We start from the raw sequence: 17022 nt of genomic DNA, 5'->3' as shown, positions 1-17022 counted from the left end.
ATTGATTACGATATTTATTTTTTTAAATTACTTGGCTTATAACTATTAACTCTTGTTTTTGTTTTCTTAATTGTTTTAATAGTTTGATTAGTTTTGTAAAACATATTTTTAACTGGTGTTTTATATAAATTCTTAATATTTTTAACATCACTTCGGCGTTCACGATACCATTTTTTATTATTAATTTCACCAGCAAAATTAAAATTAAAATGTCCAATCTTTAAATTATTAATAAACTTTTTAATTTGATTTAATTTTTGAACTGTTGGTAATGTTAATTTAGTAGTTCCTTTGGGATATTTTTCTTTTAATGCTTGTGGTAATCGCTTTTTAATATAATTTCTTAAATGACTAGGTAATCATTTTCTTAATCAATAAGGTCAAAATAAAGATCCTGCATTAGATACAGCATTACTTAATAATTTTCAAATTTCAACCGGAACACTAGGATAAACATATGGACCATAAAATTTCGGATTTTTTGCTGTTTTTGTATATATTAAAATAGTTAAATTACCTGTTAAAGTTAATTTATTAGTTATATTAAACATACCACTATCAAGTCAACTACTATTTAAAAGTTGTCAATTAGTATTTAAATAATTTTCATTTTTAAATTGTTCTCTATTTTTAATATTATTATCTTTTTCTAATTGACTTAATATTTGTTGTATTTCTTTTTTATGACCTTTTTTAATTAAATCTAAATAAGTAAATGGATTTAATCACTGATAAATATCTTCAACTTTATTTGTAATTTTATTATATTTATCACTAATATAATTAATTGGCTTTAATATTTTATTTTTAACTTGATTAACTCTATTAATTAAATTTACAAATTTACTTATTAAAGGTTTATTTTCTAAATTAGATACTAATAAAGTTAAAACGCGTAATATTAGTAAATTCATTTTATATTAACCTTGATTATTTGGTTTTGATTCTGGTTTTGATGCTGAAATTAGATAATAAACTGGAACTCTAAAAGTTTTATTTAGATTACTTTTAGCGGCAGTAATTTCATCTTGGCTTGGTTGTTTTTCCAAAATAATTTTACATGTTTTTGGATATAAAATTGTTGGTGTTGCATATTGTACTTTACCAATTCATTTAGGGTTAGCAGTATTATTATCTAAAACTTGTTGAATAGTATCCATATTAATTGGATATGCTCATACTTGTTTATTAATAATTAAACCATTTACATTGGTAAAATTATAACCTTTATCTCGGTTAACTTGTCCTTTTGTATATGTTTTTTCTAAATGAAAGCTTTTTGATACTGGAATACCCATTGCTGTATTTTCATATAATTCACCATTAATCATCGATTTTAATTGTACTTGTGAACCAATTACTTTTAAATAGGCAGGTGTTAATCCTAAATAGGCTCTTCGTCCTAAAACCATAAACATTTTATCGGTTGGCAAACCAAAATATAAATTACTAATTTGATTTGTTAATTCAATCAAAGTTTCATTTAATGTAAAGAATGCTTTATTTGCATCATCAGCATTTTCAGCTGTATAACTACGAAATGGAATTACTTCATATTGACCATCTGCTAAACAATAATCATAAATAGCCTGAATTAATTCACATTCTAAATTAACAAATTTATTCTGTACAAGACTAGAAATAGCATCAGCAATAACACCATTTTTAATATTTTGTTCTATTAATGCTAAGTCAAAAGCCTCATTCATTAATTTTAAATTAAATCTTTTATCAATCGGAACTGGAATTCTTGTTAATCCCATTGTTTGAGTTGTCCCACCATTTGGTAAAGTATAATCATTTTGTCATACAATACGATGAGTTAAATTATATAGTGCTTGTCCTGCATTAGGTAACCAAGCAACTTGTTCTGCGGTTGCTGTTGCATACTGAATAATACTTGCATATTCATTATATAAAGGTCCACGCAATAATGCATTAACCATATCAACATAGGCTTTTTGACCTGTTGTATTACCTTGTAATGTAAAAGGTACTTGTGGCAAATTAATTGTTGCCATAATATTTCACTCCCTTATTATCTAAGGTTTTTAAGTGTATAATCAGTTATTTTTTTAATTTCATCAGTAGTATATGCTCCTTTTTCTTTAATAGTTTCAATTTCATCATTCTTATTTTCAGTTGATTTTTCAATCATATCTTTAATAAAATTAGTTGGTGAAATTGCTGGTTGTTCTTGTACAAACAAATCAGGTTTTAATTCTTTTAAAGTTTGCATTTTTTCAGATAAAGAACTACCACTAACTTTTTCTAAATTAGTTTTAATATCTTCAATTTTAGTAGATGGAATATCTTTAAATGCTTTTAATTCATCTAATTCATTAGCAACTTTTAAATAATCTTCTTTTGAAATAGTATCTTTTCGTTTTTGTATACCTTCAATAATTTGTTTTGTTTCATTATAAAATTCATTTAAAATATTATCTGCAATTTCTTTACTTAAACCTTGTTCGATTAATTGTTCTTTTGTAAGTGCCATTTTATAAACCTCTCTTTTTTTATTCTTGTTCGAATAACAAGTCAGCATAAGTCTTTTTAAGGCGGAAAGCATAAACCGTAAATTACTTTTTTGTTAAAAGGATAAACAGTTAACATTATTTTACACTATTATTTTAGTAATACAACTATTAATATAGAGAAGAAAAGAAAAGAAGAAAATATAACTTAATATATTTTACTGCTAATTTAGCCCTTAAAACGCGTAATTAAGAGTATTTTAAAAGATAAATTTATTAAAATAAGCGCTAATTTTGCTTGTATATATATATATATATATATATAATGCAGGTAAATCTTGATAAAAAGTTTCAAGATAAAGAAAAGGAGAAAAACAAGTATGAAAAAATTACTAAGTTTATTAAGTACTTTAACAATTGTAGGAACATCAATACCTAATGTCATTGCCACTAGTAGTTATCAAAAAAAAATTATTAAAGATTTATCTGAATTAAATTGAACAGGTTTAAATATAACTAAAAAAAGAGATACACAAAATAATCAAGATAAACATATATTTAAAACTAATAATGGATTAAACAAGCCAACAGAACAACAAATTAAAGAAGCAATAATAGAATTAAATCCACAGTTAGATACAAAAAACATCAATGTTACAAATATTACTGAAAATAGTGCAGTAATTAGTATAGCCAATTTTAGTGGCCAAAAAACAATTCATTTTAAAGTTGAAACAAATACTAGCAATAATGAACTTTTTGTAAGTAGTCCTAGTCCTAATGCCAGTTCTGATGGGTTTCATTAAATTTTAAAGTAGAAAAAATTAATACACCAGAAAAAATAATTGCTAAAGATGTTAAAAATGTTACAGAAGAAGAATTAATTACAGCATTATTACCAAAAATTTATGAAGAATATGATAGATTAAATCCTAATTTTAATAATAACAGTAAATATCTTTTAAAATACGAAATGGTAAAAATAAAAAATATGAACTTTCCTGTTGATTTATCATCTGAAAAAATAATTAATAATTTTTCTATTAGTGGAAAATTTTATTATTTATTTTTCTGTCCTGTTTTTGATTTAGAAATACCTAATTTTAAATTGCCTGCTGCACAATTAATTTAAATAGAAAGAATTTAAAAAAATGAAAATATTATTAAGTATTATTGGTGCAATTTCATTAGTAGGAACAAGTACAACAAGTTTAGTTGCTTGTAATAAAACACATGAATATACACCAGAAGAATTAAAAGAACTTAAAGAAAAGAATAAAATAGATACAAAAGATGAAACTATTAAAAATAATTTAGAATGAATGGCACCACAAGAAAAACCATTTAATAAAGTTGATAATAAATGATATTTTGTTATATGCCGTATTAATAAAAATGATAATTGAGAAATTTTTAAATTTCAAAATAAAGAAATTAAACCTGGATATATTATGAAAACATCAAATCCTAAAATAAATATTTCATATTGATTAGCATCTAATTATTATACCATTGGGATTAATAAAGATAATGACTGATCAACATTTCAAGGTTGAATAAAAGAAAATAAAAACTTTAATTCAGTTTATCGCTGGAATGGTGAAGAACAAAAATTACCTAATTTAGGTATTGATGAAAATGGTAATATAAAAGTTAATTAAGAATAAAATAAAAAGAGATTTAATTTCTCTTTTTATTTTGGTTTAAATGTAATTTTAATAGGATTATTACTATTGTTTTTAATTCCTAATGTATCTCAGTTAGAAACATTTAATTTTATATCTTGAATATTACCAAAAGAATTAAATGTTGTTTCAAGAAGACCAAATAATAATTTAGGTAGTAATGTTTTTGAAAATCTAATTTTTAATTTTACATCATTAGTATAATATGCCTGTAAATATGTTTCTTTAATTTTATTATTAATATTATTAGACCAAGCAGTTATTTGCAATGAAAATAACATAGTTATTCTTTTTTTATCATCAACATATCGATTTGTATAACTATTGGGTGGCAATCCATTAGTATATGCAGTAGAAAATGTTTGAATATCATTTACTTTTATATTTTTAGTATATAAAGTTATTGTATTTTCAAAATTAACATTATCAACTTGTGGCAGACCCTCCAACCTTGGTACAGAAAAATCTGTTAATGAACATATATTATTACTACAATTATTAATTCCTCCATTTATATTAACATTTTTATTAGGAATAAATCATTGTATCTTGGGTTCAGAACATGAAACTTGTAAATTATTAAGATTACTTATTTCAATTGTTTTATAAGCATCTTGGAATTTACTAATACTTTGAATTGTTGGGTCAATTTGTTTTAAATCAATTTCTATTTCATAATAACCATTATATTTGGCTGTATCATCAAATAAATTAACATCTCATCTATCTTTTTCTTTTTTCTTACATTGTGCTGGTGCTGTAATTTTAGTTAATAATGGTTGAATTGCATTTGCATCTCAAATATCTTTGGTATAAGGTTGATAGTTATATGGAACTGGTGGAAGAACATATTCAGGGTAATTAAATGTTGGTATTTCATAGTCGTGTGGTAATAAGAAACTAGTTTTATAATTAGTTGTCATATCACGTAAATAATTATTTAATACGCTTTTTGTTTTACCACGAAAACTCCATACTGATAAGCGTAAATAATCTTCTTCATTATTAGTATATGGGTTATCTGCATAAAAGATAATTTCAAAATTACCTTTATATAATGCTTGTATTGAAAACATATCAATTATATAATTACAATTTGTACCATCAGGTGTTTGTAAGAATTCGCAATCATTATCTTTTTCACTATCACTAACTGATGTTTGAGCATCTACTGCTCTTACTAATTCATTAATTAAATAAATACGATTAGTTTTAGGGTTTAATTGTTTTAAATTATAAGTTGAATAAGTTATTCGTTCTGTTGGTTTACCATCTTTTTCAAAAACATTGCCTTGTATTTTATCAGTTAATAAAGTAGTAAAACTAAAACTAGTAGCATTAGCACCAATCATAGCACGAATTTTATCATTTCCTTGTTCTCTAAATATTTCAAATGGTAAATAACCTTTACCAGCAGACTTATCACCTCAAAAGGCATCATTATAAAAACTATAAACATTAGCACTCATAAAGCCATTAAGTCATGGGAAATTAGGTCATTTATCATCTTGGGTAATTGTTAAATTACCAATTCAGTCCCAAGGAATACCAAACGAAACAAAGTTTAAAAACTTTCCAATAGCAGGTCGTAAAAGGATTAAATACTAATTTTTGCGTATAGTTTAAAGGTAATACTGTAATTTGGCGATTAATAAAATTAATCATATTTAAAATATCTCAAACATTACATTTACCCATTTTATTATATTCAATTTGAACATTTCCAACTGTATTACTGAATTCATCTTTTCTTCTAAAATATGATGAGGCTTAGGTACTAATAATATTATTAATAGTTCCACTATTTACTTTTACTTTATCTGGTGGAGTAATCATTCAATTTTTAGACCAATAAGGCTTAGAATTTTTGTCTTCTTCCTTAATAGTTGTTCCAACAGTCGGATTGGTTGCTGTTGAACTTGCTTAATCTGTTATTATCATACCCTCATTATTTTTTTCAATTCAAAAATCAGACATTGATTGAATATGTTCTTTTCAATCTTTATATCCAGTATCATAAGTTATTTTAGGAAAACAATAACCTTCACCTGGGGCACTTGTTTGAATAAATTGTCGTACTGATAAACCACTATTACTAATTTTGTCATTAATACTTGAAAAAGTAATTTCTTGTCATAAGAAATCATCATCTTCTACGGAATAATAATTAATAACATTTGATGGATATAATCATTGTCTATCTTGGGGTGCAGAATTAATATCACCACCACCAATATTTAAACCACGGTCATTAAATACAGTATAAAAATTATAATAATCATTAATATTTAATTTAGTAATATCTTCATCTAAAATTAATAAAGTATATTGTCTTTCAGTTGATTGCTGTGTAAATACTTGTTCAAATTTAGCATCACCAAATTTAATAAAACTTACATCATCAACCATATAAGCATCTCAATATTTACCAACTTTAACCTCTTTTGTATAAAAGTTATCAGATTTATTATCATTATTAATAAAATAACTTAATTTATATTGATTTAAGTATTTTAGCATTTTATTAATATCATAAATGTTTTTACCATCAATTAATTTTCAATAAACATTATTATTTTCATCTTTTAATTTTATAGCAAAAGGTGTTTCATTATTGGCTAATATACTGGAATTAATAGGTTGATTTTTAAAATCATCAATCATTAAAATATTAATTTCTTCACCTTTATATTTTTGAACTATTTTTAAACTGCCTTGTCATTGTGCAATAGTACTTTCCATATTATCAAATATTCTTGAATAACTACCATAATCACTTGGTTTAGCATTATTAGGTTTTCAACCTGTCTCAGTATCAAGAATATATGAACTATAAACATTAAAAGGAAATACCATTCAGTGTCTATGTTCTTTTATACTTTCTCTTATATCTATTGCAGTAGCACCTGCTCCTGTTCTTAATCATTACATAGCTGCTGGACTAATTTTTTGCATTTGTTAATTCTCCTTAATTTCTGTTCTACCTTGTAAGGCATTTTGATTATTACCAGTTTTATCATATTCTAGTAATTTATTATTATGTTCTATTTCTTTGGCTTGCATTTTATCTTGTCATGCTTCTACTTTTTCAAAATATTTGGTTGCTTCTAATTCATCAATATTATCATATTCAGTAATTGCTCTTATTGGTTCCATTGTACCATTATCTAATCTAGCAGTAATTAATTCATTTTGTCGAATTTGATCTACTAAACTAGCACTAACAAAATCAAATCCATAAGGGCGTTCACCATTTCCATTTCATAAACCATAATATTTTAAAACTGTATCAAACATTTTAGTATAATATTGTTTACAATATGCTTGTAAATATGCTTGTTTTTCTAAATCTTTTGTTTTTTTTATTAATGATTGGGTTTTATTTTCTTCACTATCTGAGGCATCACCAAAAGGACTAGAAAAATTACATGCTATATATACTTGTTCAATAATTGCTTTTGGGTCTTGTGTATATGTTTCTAAGATTGGTGCCCCTTGTACTACTTGTAAAGATTGGGATAATTGACCATCTACGGCTGATTTACCTGATTGAATAAAAATATCATCAAAAGCATCTTGTAATACTTTTTTATTGCCTTTGTTATAAGCAGTCATTAAATCATCATCTAATACCCCATATCAATGCGTACGATTTGCTCATCTTTCTTTTGATTTAATATTAAAACTATCTTCTAAATCAAATTGTAATTTATAACAATTTGCCATTGTAGGTCATGGATTTAAAGTGGTTGATGTTGATAAAAATAAAGGATTAGGTTCATTTATCATTTCTCAAAAGGGCACTATACCTAATTTGTTTTTAAATTCTTGTACTAAAACAGGTCTAACATCATCTTTAATTTGTGTTTTACTTTGTCCAACAACTACTTCATTATTTTTAGGTCAACCTTTAATAACTATTTTATCTTTGGTACAAATTAAATTTAAAATAAAACCACTATCTGATTGATAATAATTTAATCAAATATCAGCACCTTGTTCAATTTCGTTTATTTTACTTACGCGTGATGTAAAGTTAAAGGGGTTAATTCATAAATAAATATTTCCATCACTAGTTTCTAATAAACTAAAGATAGTTTTACCCATTAAACTTGCTGTTAATTCATTTTTATCTAATTTTTCTTTTATTTTATAAGTTTCATATTATCAATTTAATTTTTCTAAAATATCTTTACAATGCGACTTAAATAAAATATCTTTACCATTTATATTAATCGCATTTGATGACGAGCAATAATATTGGCTAAATTAATAGTTCAATCATAATTATAAAATTTTAAAACACTATTAATATCATTTAAGTTTGGTAAACTAGGGAAAGTATTATTCATAGTTATTTTGCTCCTTTAAATTTAAGATAAGTGCATAATTAATTATATTTACTGTTAATAAACTAGGTTCATTTACTAAAACTTGTACACATACTTTAACTTTTTGATATTTTTTAATATATTCGTTATATAAATTTAATTTACATATTGCGATATTATCTTTTTTTAATTCTTAACAAAGTCTTTTTTTAACTTGTCCACAAACAAACATATATGGTCTTTTTGCATTTATTACACGCTCATCATGTATTACATATATATCTTTTTTCATTAAGTTATTCACTCCCTTTGTTGTCATAATTTATAATCTGCTGAACTATTATATTTAACCATTGGTATTAATTCAAAATGTAAAGCATAAAAATCACTATCAAATGTATCATCGTATAAGTCAAACATTCGTTCTTCTCTGGAATCTGGTTTATCTTCTCATTGAATTAATTTATATTGAGTTTTACTTACAGGACATTTTTCTCATAATCATTTTAATTGATTAGTATTTATTAACATTGTAAATTCTTCTACACGATGTTTTATTTTAAACTTCTGCTTTTGTGCTGGTTTTAAATGCATATATTGACCAAAAAAATAATTATATTTTTTTCTATTTAAACTTTCTAATGTTGCATAAGCACTGTCATCAACATTAATTGATATACCTTGCTGAATTAAATTAAAATATTGGTTTAATTGATTATTATAAAACTCTAAAATATCTTTTACTTGTTCTAATGGTCCTTTAAATTGTTGTGTAGCATTTGAGTGTGTATATTCTGCTACTTTATATGCTTTTTTATTAAATGAATTATATATTCAAAAACTCGCTGCTGTTGTATGTCCTTTGGGACTAGTAGAGTTTGCTAAATCAACACCACCTAATAATTTAGTTGGTTGAATAATATCTGTTGCATGCATAATATCAATATATCGCGCAAAGATTGAACCACTAGTATTACCAGGCAAACCTCAACTTTATACTCTTGATCTTTTAACATCTAATTGCTCTAACCTTAATTGCTTATTAATTTTATCTTGTGGTAATTCATAATTAAGTCTTCAACTAGAATAATGAATAATAATCTTCATATTTCATTTTTCAATATATTTAATTTGTTCATATTTACTACGCATTATTTCTTCATTAAAAGGTAATAATTCATTACAATAACCAACAATATATTTTTTTAAGCTTTCAGGATTACAGGTATTAATTGTTATTTTATTTTGATAACCACGAATAGAAAATTCTAAATCACTTAAATCTTTTTGTTGAAATTGATCACATTCTTCTCTTCAATCAAAATAACTAATTTATATTTATTCAAATCAGCAAAAGCTTTTAATTTTTCTTTCTGACTTGGTGAATGTAAACCTTTACAATATATTTTGCTACCATTTGATAAAGTAAAAGTAAAATTTGATAAATTAATAGTATAAGGTATATTATTTTGATCTAACATATTTCATATATTTTGAAATACACTATCTTTTAAATCTTTACTCCAATACATACTAGCAATAATACAAATTGGTTCTTTAATTAATAAACTAATTTTTAATAATTCACCAAACATTTTTATATTTGAAATAGTCTTACCACTATATCGTGTCACAATTTGATTAATTTCATTAACTAACTCATATTTTTAGCAAATGGATATTTATTACCAATACTACTATTTTGTAATAACCAATAAGGAATTTCTAACAAATAAGTAAAATGATTAAGAATTATTATCACTTTCTTTTTTAATATCTCTAATATCCGTTTGTAAATTAACAATTATTGGTTGTTGATTATTTAAGTTTAATTCTTGTTCAAGTTCTTTTTCTTGGATTGAATACTTATAATTAAACGCTCGTTGTCAATATAATTTAGCACCATCAGGTGATTTCATCATAAACTCTATTATTTCCATTTCTATTTTTTGAATATTTTTTTTCAATTAATGGAATTATGTTTTCGCTCCGGTAATTTTCTTGTCTTCAATGCTTAGAAAGATTGAGTTTATTGGTTAAATGACTAACAGAATATAATTGATTAGGTTTTTTATCGGTTCAAAATTCTTCTATTTTACGCTTAAATGTGCTTAAACTTGCTTTTTTTGGATTAAATTCTTTCATTTTTTACTCCTTTTTGCATATTAAAATTGCTATTATTTAAACAATATGATTAAATAAAAGAGTAATTAATCCTGAAAATATAACAAAAGAACCAACTTGGTTCTTTTTTTATTACCTATATTTTACATCAAAATAAAAAAAGTAAATTATTTTACTTTTTTCAGTTAAATTAATTTGCTAATAATTAACATTTTAATTATAACACAATAAATAAAAAATAATATCTTTTTTTGCATTTTCATTATTTTTGTGCTAAAGTCCTAAACTATAGAAAAGAGGGTATAAAAATGATAAATGTTGATAACAATTTTTAAAAGAATTTTATTAATTTATTAAATATACAAAGTATTGAAATTATTCAATAAAGTTTAGAAGATTGTGATGAATGAATTTTTAAAAATTATAAAATTGATGAAACTTTAAAAGAATTTAAAAATTATAAAGTAAAAGAAATAAAACCAAGAAAATTAACTATTTTAAATGGGAAAATAACTTTTAAAAGAAGAAAATATTATAAAATTAATCAAGAAACAGGTAAAGAAGAATATATTTTTCCTTTGGATAAACTTTTAGGAATTAAAAAATGACAAAGAATAGATAATTCTGTTAAAGAAAAAATATTATCATTTATTGGCAATAAAAAACATATCAAGATATTTTAGATACTATGGAACATGTAAAAATTTGTATAAAAACAATTTCAAATATTATGAAAAATGCAAAAATTGATAAAGAATATTATATTAATAAAACTGATAAAAAAATAAAGGTACCTCATACTTTATAATCGAAGAATTAACGCAATTTAAAATCATTGAACCATTAAAAGAAAAAACAACAAAAGAAGTTACAAACGCATTAAAACGAATTTTTTCTAACAGATTTTTTAAAGATAGATGCAAAGGAATAATAACAGATCAAGGCAAAGAATTTGCTGATTGAGAAAAAATTGAAAAAATAACAAATGCTAAAGTATATTTTTGTGATGCTGGAACTCCAACACAAAAACCCAAAGTTGAAAGAGCAATCCGCGATTTTAGACATTGATTTTCCAAAGGAATTGATTTAAGTATTTATTCAAGAAATTATTATCAAGAAGTTGCTAATATAATAAACTCTAAACTTAAAAAATCTTTACATTGACTATCTTCAAAAGAAGTTTTTATACAAATGTTTAATTTTTAATATAATTACCTATAAAAATTTTAATCATTTTATTTTTCAGTGTGCCAAAATTCATAAATTTAAAACAAAACTACTAAATTTTTTTAAAATAAATTATATTGAACATTTATTTTATTGGTGTTATAATAAAATTAAGTAGAGTGCTACACTTCATAGTACAATTTACAGATTTAATAAATTGATTAGCAATATATTCTAAATACAATTTATTTTTTAAAGTACCATAAACAATTCGATAAATTAAAGTTTTATCTTGGTCAGTAAAATCATCATTTTGATTTACAATATTTGATAATAAATGATTACTAAACTTATTTTTTGCAAAAATTTTTCATAAGATATTTCATGCTATTTCTCTTGCTCTTGCATTTCTTAATCCTTTAAACTTACGAACGATTAGCAATTTCTTGTTCTAAAATTGTTTTAATTTCTGCAACTGCTTGTTCTACAGTGTTATTTACCACAACATAATTATAATTACTTTGCAATGGAAGTTCATCAGCTGCTTTTGCTAATCGTGCTTGTAATACTTCTTCGGATTCACTTTTTCGGCCTCGAATTCGTTTTTTTAATTCCTCTAAACTTGGTGGAATTAAAAAAATTGAAACTGCATCAGTTACTTTCTGTAAAACTTGTGTTGCACCTTGTACTTCAATTTCTAATAAAACATTTTTTCCATTATTAATTTGTTCAATACAATATGATTTTGGCGTACCATAATAATTACCGACAAATTCAGCATATTCTAATAATTCATCATTTTTAATTGCAGCTTCAAATGTTGGTCGATCAACAAAAAAATAATTTACCCCTTCAACTTCATCCTGCCTTTTTGTTCTTGTTGTCATTGAAACTGAATAAGCCAAATTCAACTCCTCATATTTAAAAAGTTCTTGGCATATTGTCCCTTTTCCGACTCCTGATGGGCCAGAAAAAATAATTAAAAAACCCTCTTTCTGCACATTAACGTTCTCCTTTTTCTAATCTTAATATATACAAATACTTTTTTTTATATGTTTTACAACGTAACATAACTAAATTAAATTGATCAAATGACAACATTTGATTTGATTCACAAACTATTATTCCATAGTTATTGATAATATTGTTATTCAATATTATAGTAATAATATCATAATAATACTCAATTTGCTTAAAAGGTGGGTCTAAAAATAAAATATCAATTAATACTTTCTGTTGTATCATTCAATTTAATAAAACTTTATAATCATAATTTAATACCTTTGCATTATTTATTTTTAAGTTATTTAAATTAGTTTCAATAATTTTGGAGGCACCTTGGTGCGAATCATTAAAATAACATTGTTGTAACCCCCGTGATAACCCTTCAATTCCTAATTGACCACTTCCAGAAAAAATATCTAATCCAATTTTATTTTCATAAATAAAATAATTATCTAAAATATTAAATGTATCTTCTTTAACACGTGCCGTCATTGGCCGGGTATTCATTCCATCTAATGTTTTAATTTGATAACCCTTATATTTTCCACTAATTACGCGCATCTTCTTAACCCTTCTCTTTCTTTTTTTTATTATACTAAAACTTTAGAATTTTCTTTAATAATTGCTGAATATGTTATAATTTTTTAAGAGGTGATTTTTAGTGTTGCAAAATGAAATACCAACTAAAGACTGACTAGTATTTGATGATACACCGTCAATTCGACAATCATCAATTGATGTCTCTTTACCATTAGCACCTGAAAATGAACTTGTAATGCAAAAATTAATTGATTTTGTAAGATATTCCCAAGATCCGCAAAAATAGTGGTCATACAATTAGACCAGCTGTTGGTTTAGCCGCTCCTCAAATTGGACATAATCTTAAAATGTATTATATTCGAATTGAAGAGACAGATGACGAAACAGGAGGAAGGTTATGATTATTTAAAACAACAACAAGTAACAATTACTGCCCATGGTCTTGAAGCAATTGTTTTTCAACATGAACAAGGGAAGGGCATTTAGAAGGAAAACTTTATTATGATTTAATTAATAAAACCGAACCTTGAATGAAAAAAGTGATTGAATTATTTTATAAAAATAATATTTAACTTTTTTTAAAACAAAAGTTTTTTTGGTAATCTTACTAATCTTTATGTTATAATTTCTTGGATACTAGTAAATTAATTTTTTTCTTTTTAATAATATCCAATTTAATAAAGAAAAAACTATGCGTTAATTTTAGAATTATGAGGTGATAATTTCAATGAATGAAGAAAAGAAAGAAACAAGTAAAAACAAAGCAATAGTTACAAAACCAACTAGTATAGTAACAAAACAACCAATCCAAAATGTTGTTAAAAATAAAATTCCAACAAAAGTGTTTGCTTTAGTTGGATTAGAAGAAGTTGGAAAAAATACATATTGTATCGAGCATGATGAAGAGTTAATTTTGCTTGATGCAGGAGTTAAATTTCTAAGTTCAACAATGCTTGGAGTTGATGCTGTTATTTTTAATTATAATTATTTAAAAGAAAACCAACGAAAAATAAAAGCATTATTTATTACACACGGCCATGAAGATCATATTGGTGGAATTCCCTATTTATTACGGGAAGTTAATATTTTAATTATTTGTGCACCACGATTAGCAGCTGCTTTAATTCGTGATCGTCTAAAAGAAGCAAAATTGGAACAAACAACAATTGTTAAAGAAGTTGATAATATGAGTGTTATTAAAACAAAAAACTTTAAAATTAACTTTTTTGCTGTTAATCATAGTATTCCTGATGCCTTTGGAATTTCAGTAGTTACTCCAAATGGAAAAGTTGTTTCAACTGGTGATTATAAATTTGACTGAACACCATTAGGACATCGTGCTGATATTGAACGAATGGCAAATATGGAGCAAGAAGGTGTTATGTTATTAATCGCTGATGATAGTACCAATGCTGAAGTTGAGGGTTACACTCAAACTGAAACAAAAATTATTAAAAATATTGGTGAATTATTTGTTAAAGCTAAGGGGCGAATTTTAATTTCAACTTTTGCTTCAAATGTTCATCGAATTCAACATATTGTTGAAATTGCAAATAAATATGGACGAAAAATTTTAGTGTTTGGTCGAAGTTTAGATCGCATTATTAAAATTATTCGTCAAATGGGACATTTAAAAATTTCTGATAAGGCATTTATTAAAGCTAATGATGCTAAAAACTATAAAGATAATGAAATATTAATTATTTGTACTGGAAGCCAAGGTAAACCAATGGCAGCATTATCCCGAATTGCAAATAATCAACATGAACATATTTCTATTATTCCTGGTGATACTGCTATTTTTTCATCATCACCAATTCCCGGCAATCAAGCTGATGTTGAACGAGTTATTAATAAACTAGTTCGTGCTGGTGCTATTGTGCAAGAAAATAGTCCTTTAAATCAAATCCATACGTCTGGTCATGCTTCACAAGAAGAACAAAAATTATTATTTACCCTATTGAAGCCAAAATACTTTATGCCAATGCATGGTGACTATCGTATGCTTCGCCAACATGGTTGAAACAGCAATTAGTGTCAATGTCCCAAAAGATAATGTCTTTATTTGTGCTAATGGTGATCAAATTGAACTATTAAATGGAACAGCAGCAATTGGTAAAAGAATTGAAGCTGAAGCTGTTTATGTTGATAAAAAAGATTTATCAGGGCAAACAACCGCTGTTGTTCGTGACCGTGAAATTTTATCAAAAGATGGGTTAATTGCTGTTGTTATTTCAATTGATTCGCAAAATAATCAATTACTAACACCACCACGCATTATTTCAAGAGGAAGTTTCTATGTTAAAGAATCTGGAAATATTATTAATGAATCAAAATATACTTTAGCATTTGTTATTTTTTCAATTTTTTCTCAATCAGCAAATTCTTTGCCTTGATCTGTTATTGTTCCTTTGCATCTATCTTTAAAAAATCTGTTAGAAAAAATTCATTTTAATGCGTTTGTAACTTCTTTTGTTGTTTTTTCTTTTAATGGTTCAATAATTTTAAATTGGGTTAATTCTTCGATTAAAACTAAACAAATACTATTATTTTTACCAACCATAGTATTCATTTGAAATCAACCAAATTCATTTTTATCATGTTTTGCTTCTTCAATAGTTCTAAAATTTCTTATTTTTCCACGGTTATCAATTCTATTTTTTGTTTTATATTTTCTACCATGAAAATACAAATTATCTTTCTTGAAATTTAAAAATCCCAAATGAATATATTTATATAAAGTTTTAAAACATACCGGGAATTTAATACCAAACTCTTTTTCATATTTTTTACAGATTTGTTCTGGTGAATCATGAAATTTGTTATATTTTTCATCTAGTCATTCTAAAATATTTAGCAATAATGATGATTTTTTAAAACATTTTTGTCGTTTTTGTAAATAATCTTCGTGTGCTAATTTAGCGTCATATTCATTATCTTTTAACCTTTTTATTTCTTGTCTAATTGTATTGCGATTTTTATGCAATATTTTTGCTATTTTAGATATATTCGATTTACCATTTTTTCTTTTTAAAGAATCAAGTTCTAATAAATCTTTTAACATTACTCTTTCTTTAAAAGTAAAATGATGCTTTGTTTTATCCATTTTAAAAAATCCTTTCTTTTATATACAAAGCTAATTATATAGTTTTTTGAGGTTTTGGGCGAGCGGTTGATTTTCTTAAATTTTTGTGATAAAATGACTTACAAGTTAAAAAAGATTTTGAGGTTCTTTCAAACAAATTTGGGAATCTTTATAAAATTCTTCGCTTAACGCTTAGAATTTTTCCCAAGTATTTTGAAAAGCGCGGCAAAAGTTTTTTTAAACTTTAAGGCATTTTTCACAAACTTATAAAAATAACCGCGAGCCCAGATTTAGTACAATATAATCACAATAATAATCATTTGTATAATTTCCTTTCTAAAATATATTTAAAAGTGCTTATATATATAATGTCAATAGATCTTGAAAAAAGTTTCAAGATAAAAGATAGGAAATTATAAAAAATGAAAAAATTACTTAGTTTATTAAGTGTATTAACAATTAGTGGAACTGCTGTACCAACAAAAATTGCCGCTAGTCCTTATCAAAAAGAAGAAACTAAATTAGAAAATAATGAAATTAGTTATTTATAAACAAATAATTTAAAAAATTTAAATAGAGTTAAAAGACAAGAAATAACATATCCAATA

The 17022-nt window shown here is 24.6% G+C and carries 21 protein-coding genes and 3 pseudogenes; 8 read left to right on the top strand and 16 right to left on the bottom strand.

Annotated features, from left to right (window positions below; translation table 4 throughout):
* Nucleotides 1-14 precede the first annotated feature (14 nt).
* Genes ACZ91P_RS09895 through ACZ91P_RS09885 form a run of 3 tightly spaced genes read right to left on the bottom strand, consistent with a single transcriptional unit; the run spans nucleotide 15 to nucleotide 2572 of the window.
* Nucleotides 15-914 (bottom strand): hypothetical protein, encoded by a 900-nt coding sequence (locus tag ACZ91P_RS09895; protein ID WP_465155585.1) that lies wholly within the window; start codon nucleotides 912-914, stop codon nucleotides 15-17.
* A 6-nt stretch (nucleotides 915-920) separates the two neighbouring features.
* Nucleotides 921-2021, bottom strand: a complete 1101-nt coding sequence (locus ACZ91P_RS09890; protein WP_465155583.1) for a hypothetical protein — start codon at nucleotides 2019-2021, stop codon at nucleotides 921-923.
* Between the two features lie 17 nt (nucleotides 2022-2038).
* Nucleotides 2039-2572: a hypothetical protein gene (locus ACZ91P_RS09885; protein ID WP_465155581.1), complete on the bottom strand. Its 534-nt coding sequence runs from the start codon at nucleotides 2570-2572 to the stop codon at nucleotides 2039-2041.
* 285 nt (nucleotides 2573-2857) lie between these two features.
* Between ACZ91P_RS09885 and ACZ91P_RS09880 the strand changes: the two genes are divergently transcribed.
* From ACZ91P_RS09880 to ACZ91P_RS09870, 3 genes are all read left to right on the top strand, one after another.
* Entirely contained in the window at nucleotides 2858-3283 is a 426-nt protein-coding gene (locus tag ACZ91P_RS09880) for a hypothetical protein (protein WP_465155579.1), read from the top strand.
* A 185-nt stretch (nucleotides 3284-3468) separates the two neighbouring features.
* Entirely contained in the window at nucleotides 3469-3609 is a 141-nt protein-coding gene (locus tag ACZ91P_RS09875) for a hypothetical protein (RefSeq protein ID WP_465155577.1), read from the top strand.
* A gap of 19 nt (nucleotides 3610-3628) precedes the next feature.
* Nucleotides 3629-4138, top strand: a complete 510-nt coding sequence (locus ACZ91P_RS09870) for a lipoprotein (RefSeq protein ID WP_465155575.1) — start codon at nucleotides 3629-3631, stop codon at nucleotides 4136-4138.
* Nucleotides 4139-4170: 32 nt separating this feature from the next.
* Here ACZ91P_RS09870 and ACZ91P_RS09865 read toward each other — a convergent pair whose 3' ends face one another.
* From ACZ91P_RS09865 to ACZ91P_RS09825, 9 genes are all read right to left on the bottom strand, one after another.
* Nucleotides 4171-5631, bottom strand: a complete 1461-nt coding sequence (locus ACZ91P_RS09865; protein ID WP_465155573.1) for a hypothetical protein — start codon at nucleotides 5629-5631, stop codon at nucleotides 4171-4173.
* 454 nt (nucleotides 5632-6085) lie between these two features.
* Nucleotides 6086-7018 (bottom strand): hypothetical protein, encoded by a 933-nt coding sequence (locus ACZ91P_RS09860; RefSeq protein WP_465155571.1) that lies wholly within the window; start codon nucleotides 7016-7018, stop codon nucleotides 6086-6088.
* A 102-nt stretch (nucleotides 7019-7120) separates the two neighbouring features.
* Nucleotides 7121-8269: a hypothetical protein gene (locus tag ACZ91P_RS09855; RefSeq protein ID WP_465155569.1), complete on the bottom strand. Its 1149-nt coding sequence runs from the start codon at nucleotides 8267-8269 to the stop codon at nucleotides 7121-7123.
* A gap of 119 nt (nucleotides 8270-8388) precedes the next feature.
* Nucleotides 8389-8514: a hypothetical protein gene (locus tag ACZ91P_RS09850; RefSeq protein WP_465155566.1), complete on the bottom strand. Its 126-nt coding sequence runs from the start codon at nucleotides 8512-8514 to the stop codon at nucleotides 8389-8391.
* Between the two features lie 270 nt (nucleotides 8515-8784).
* The gene (locus ACZ91P_RS09845; protein ID WP_465155564.1) at nucleotides 8785-9477 is read right to left on the bottom strand and encodes a PBSX family phage terminase large subunit; all 693 of its coding nucleotides are present in this window, start codon (nucleotides 9475-9477) and stop codon (nucleotides 8785-8787) included.
* 9 nt (nucleotides 9478-9486) lie between these two features.
* On the bottom strand, nucleotides 9487-9645 hold the full coding sequence (locus ACZ91P_RS09840; protein WP_465155562.1) for a hypothetical protein: 159 nt from the start codon (nucleotides 9643-9645) through the stop codon (nucleotides 9487-9489).
* A gap of 125 nt (nucleotides 9646-9770) precedes the next feature.
* Entirely contained in the window at nucleotides 9771-10127 is a 357-nt protein-coding gene (locus ACZ91P_RS09835) for a hypothetical protein (protein ID WP_465155560.1), read from the bottom strand.
* A 111-nt stretch (nucleotides 10128-10238) separates the two neighbouring features.
* Nucleotides 10239-10412: a hypothetical protein gene (locus ACZ91P_RS09830; RefSeq protein ID WP_465155558.1), complete on the bottom strand. Its 174-nt coding sequence runs from the start codon at nucleotides 10410-10412 to the stop codon at nucleotides 10239-10241.
* Complete coding sequence (locus tag ACZ91P_RS09825) at nucleotides 10390-10638, bottom strand: hypothetical protein (RefSeq protein ID WP_465155556.1); 249 nt, start codon at nucleotides 10636-10638, stop codon at nucleotides 10390-10392. Before ACZ91P_RS09825 ends, ACZ91P_RS09830 begins: the two co-directional genes overlap by 23 nt.
* Nucleotides 10639-11006: 368 nt before the next feature.
* Here ACZ91P_RS09825 and ACZ91P_RS09820 point away from each other — a divergent pair, with 368 nt between their 5' ends.
* Nucleotides 11007-11300: a UPF0236 family transposase-like protein gene (locus ACZ91P_RS09820; RefSeq protein ID WP_465158976.1), complete on the top strand. Its 294-nt coding sequence runs from the start codon at nucleotides 11007-11009 to the stop codon at nucleotides 11298-11300.
* 121 nt (nucleotides 11301-11421) lie between these two features.
* Nucleotides 11422-11823: pseudogene (locus tag ACZ91P_RS09815) on the top strand (IS30 family transposase); the annotation flags it as partial.
* 106 nt (nucleotides 11824-11929) lie between these two features.
* On the opposite strand, the gene ACZ91P_RS09810 reads toward ACZ91P_RS09815, so the two are convergent.
* Genes ACZ91P_RS09810 through rsmD form a run of 3 tightly spaced genes read right to left on the bottom strand, consistent with a single transcriptional unit; the run spans nucleotide 11930 to nucleotide 13380 of the window.
* Nucleotides 11930-12226, bottom strand: a complete 297-nt coding sequence (locus ACZ91P_RS09810) for a transcription antitermination factor NusB (RefSeq protein ID WP_465155554.1) — start codon at nucleotides 12224-12226, stop codon at nucleotides 11930-11932.
* The gene (gene gmk / locus ACZ91P_RS09805; RefSeq protein ID WP_465155552.1) at nucleotides 12210-12785 is read right to left on the bottom strand and encodes a guanylate kinase; all 576 of its coding nucleotides are present in this window, start codon (nucleotides 12783-12785) and stop codon (nucleotides 12210-12212) included. The genes ACZ91P_RS09810 and gmk overlap by 17 nt, the downstream gene beginning before the upstream one ends.
* Nucleotide 12786: 1 nt before the next feature.
* Nucleotides 12787-13380: a 16S rRNA (guanine(966)-N(2))-methyltransferase RsmD gene (gene rsmD / locus ACZ91P_RS09800; RefSeq protein ID WP_465158975.1), complete on the bottom strand. Its 594-nt coding sequence runs from the start codon at nucleotides 13378-13380 to the stop codon at nucleotides 12787-12789.
* A gap of 70 nt (nucleotides 13381-13450) precedes the next feature.
* Between rsmD and ACZ91P_RS09795 the strand changes: the two genes are divergently transcribed.
* Together ACZ91P_RS09795 and ACZ91P_RS09790 are read left to right on the top strand one after the other, a co-directional pair.
* Entirely contained in the window at nucleotides 13451-13615 is a 165-nt protein-coding gene (locus tag ACZ91P_RS09795; RefSeq protein ID WP_465155550.1) for a hypothetical protein, read from the top strand.
* A gap of 441 nt (nucleotides 13616-14056) precedes the next feature.
* Nucleotides 14057-15662 (top strand): annotated as a pseudogene (locus ACZ91P_RS09790) (ribonuclease J); the annotation flags it as partial.
* Here the strand turns inward: ACZ91P_RS09790 and ACZ91P_RS09785 are convergent.
* Nucleotides 15662-16435, bottom strand: a pseudogene (locus ACZ91P_RS09785) (IS30 family transposase); the annotation flags it as partial. The pseudogenes ACZ91P_RS09790 and ACZ91P_RS09785 sit on opposite strands and share 1 nt — an antisense overlap.
* Nucleotides 16436-16836: 401 nt before the next feature.
* On the opposite strand from ACZ91P_RS09785, the gene ACZ91P_RS09780 reads away from it, so the two are divergent.
* Nucleotides 16837-16965 carry a hypothetical protein gene (locus tag ACZ91P_RS09780; protein WP_465155548.1) on the top strand — a complete coding sequence of 43 codons (129 nt, stop codon included), beginning with the start codon at nucleotides 16837-16839 and terminating at the stop codon, nucleotides 16963-16965.
* Nucleotides 16966-17022: the final 57 nt, after the last annotated feature.

Source organism: Spiroplasma endosymbiont of Halictus nicosiae, assembly GCF_978018445.1.
The sequence above is the reverse complement of the archived record's forward strand: the minus strand, read 5'-3'. Positions and strand labels throughout refer to the sequence as shown.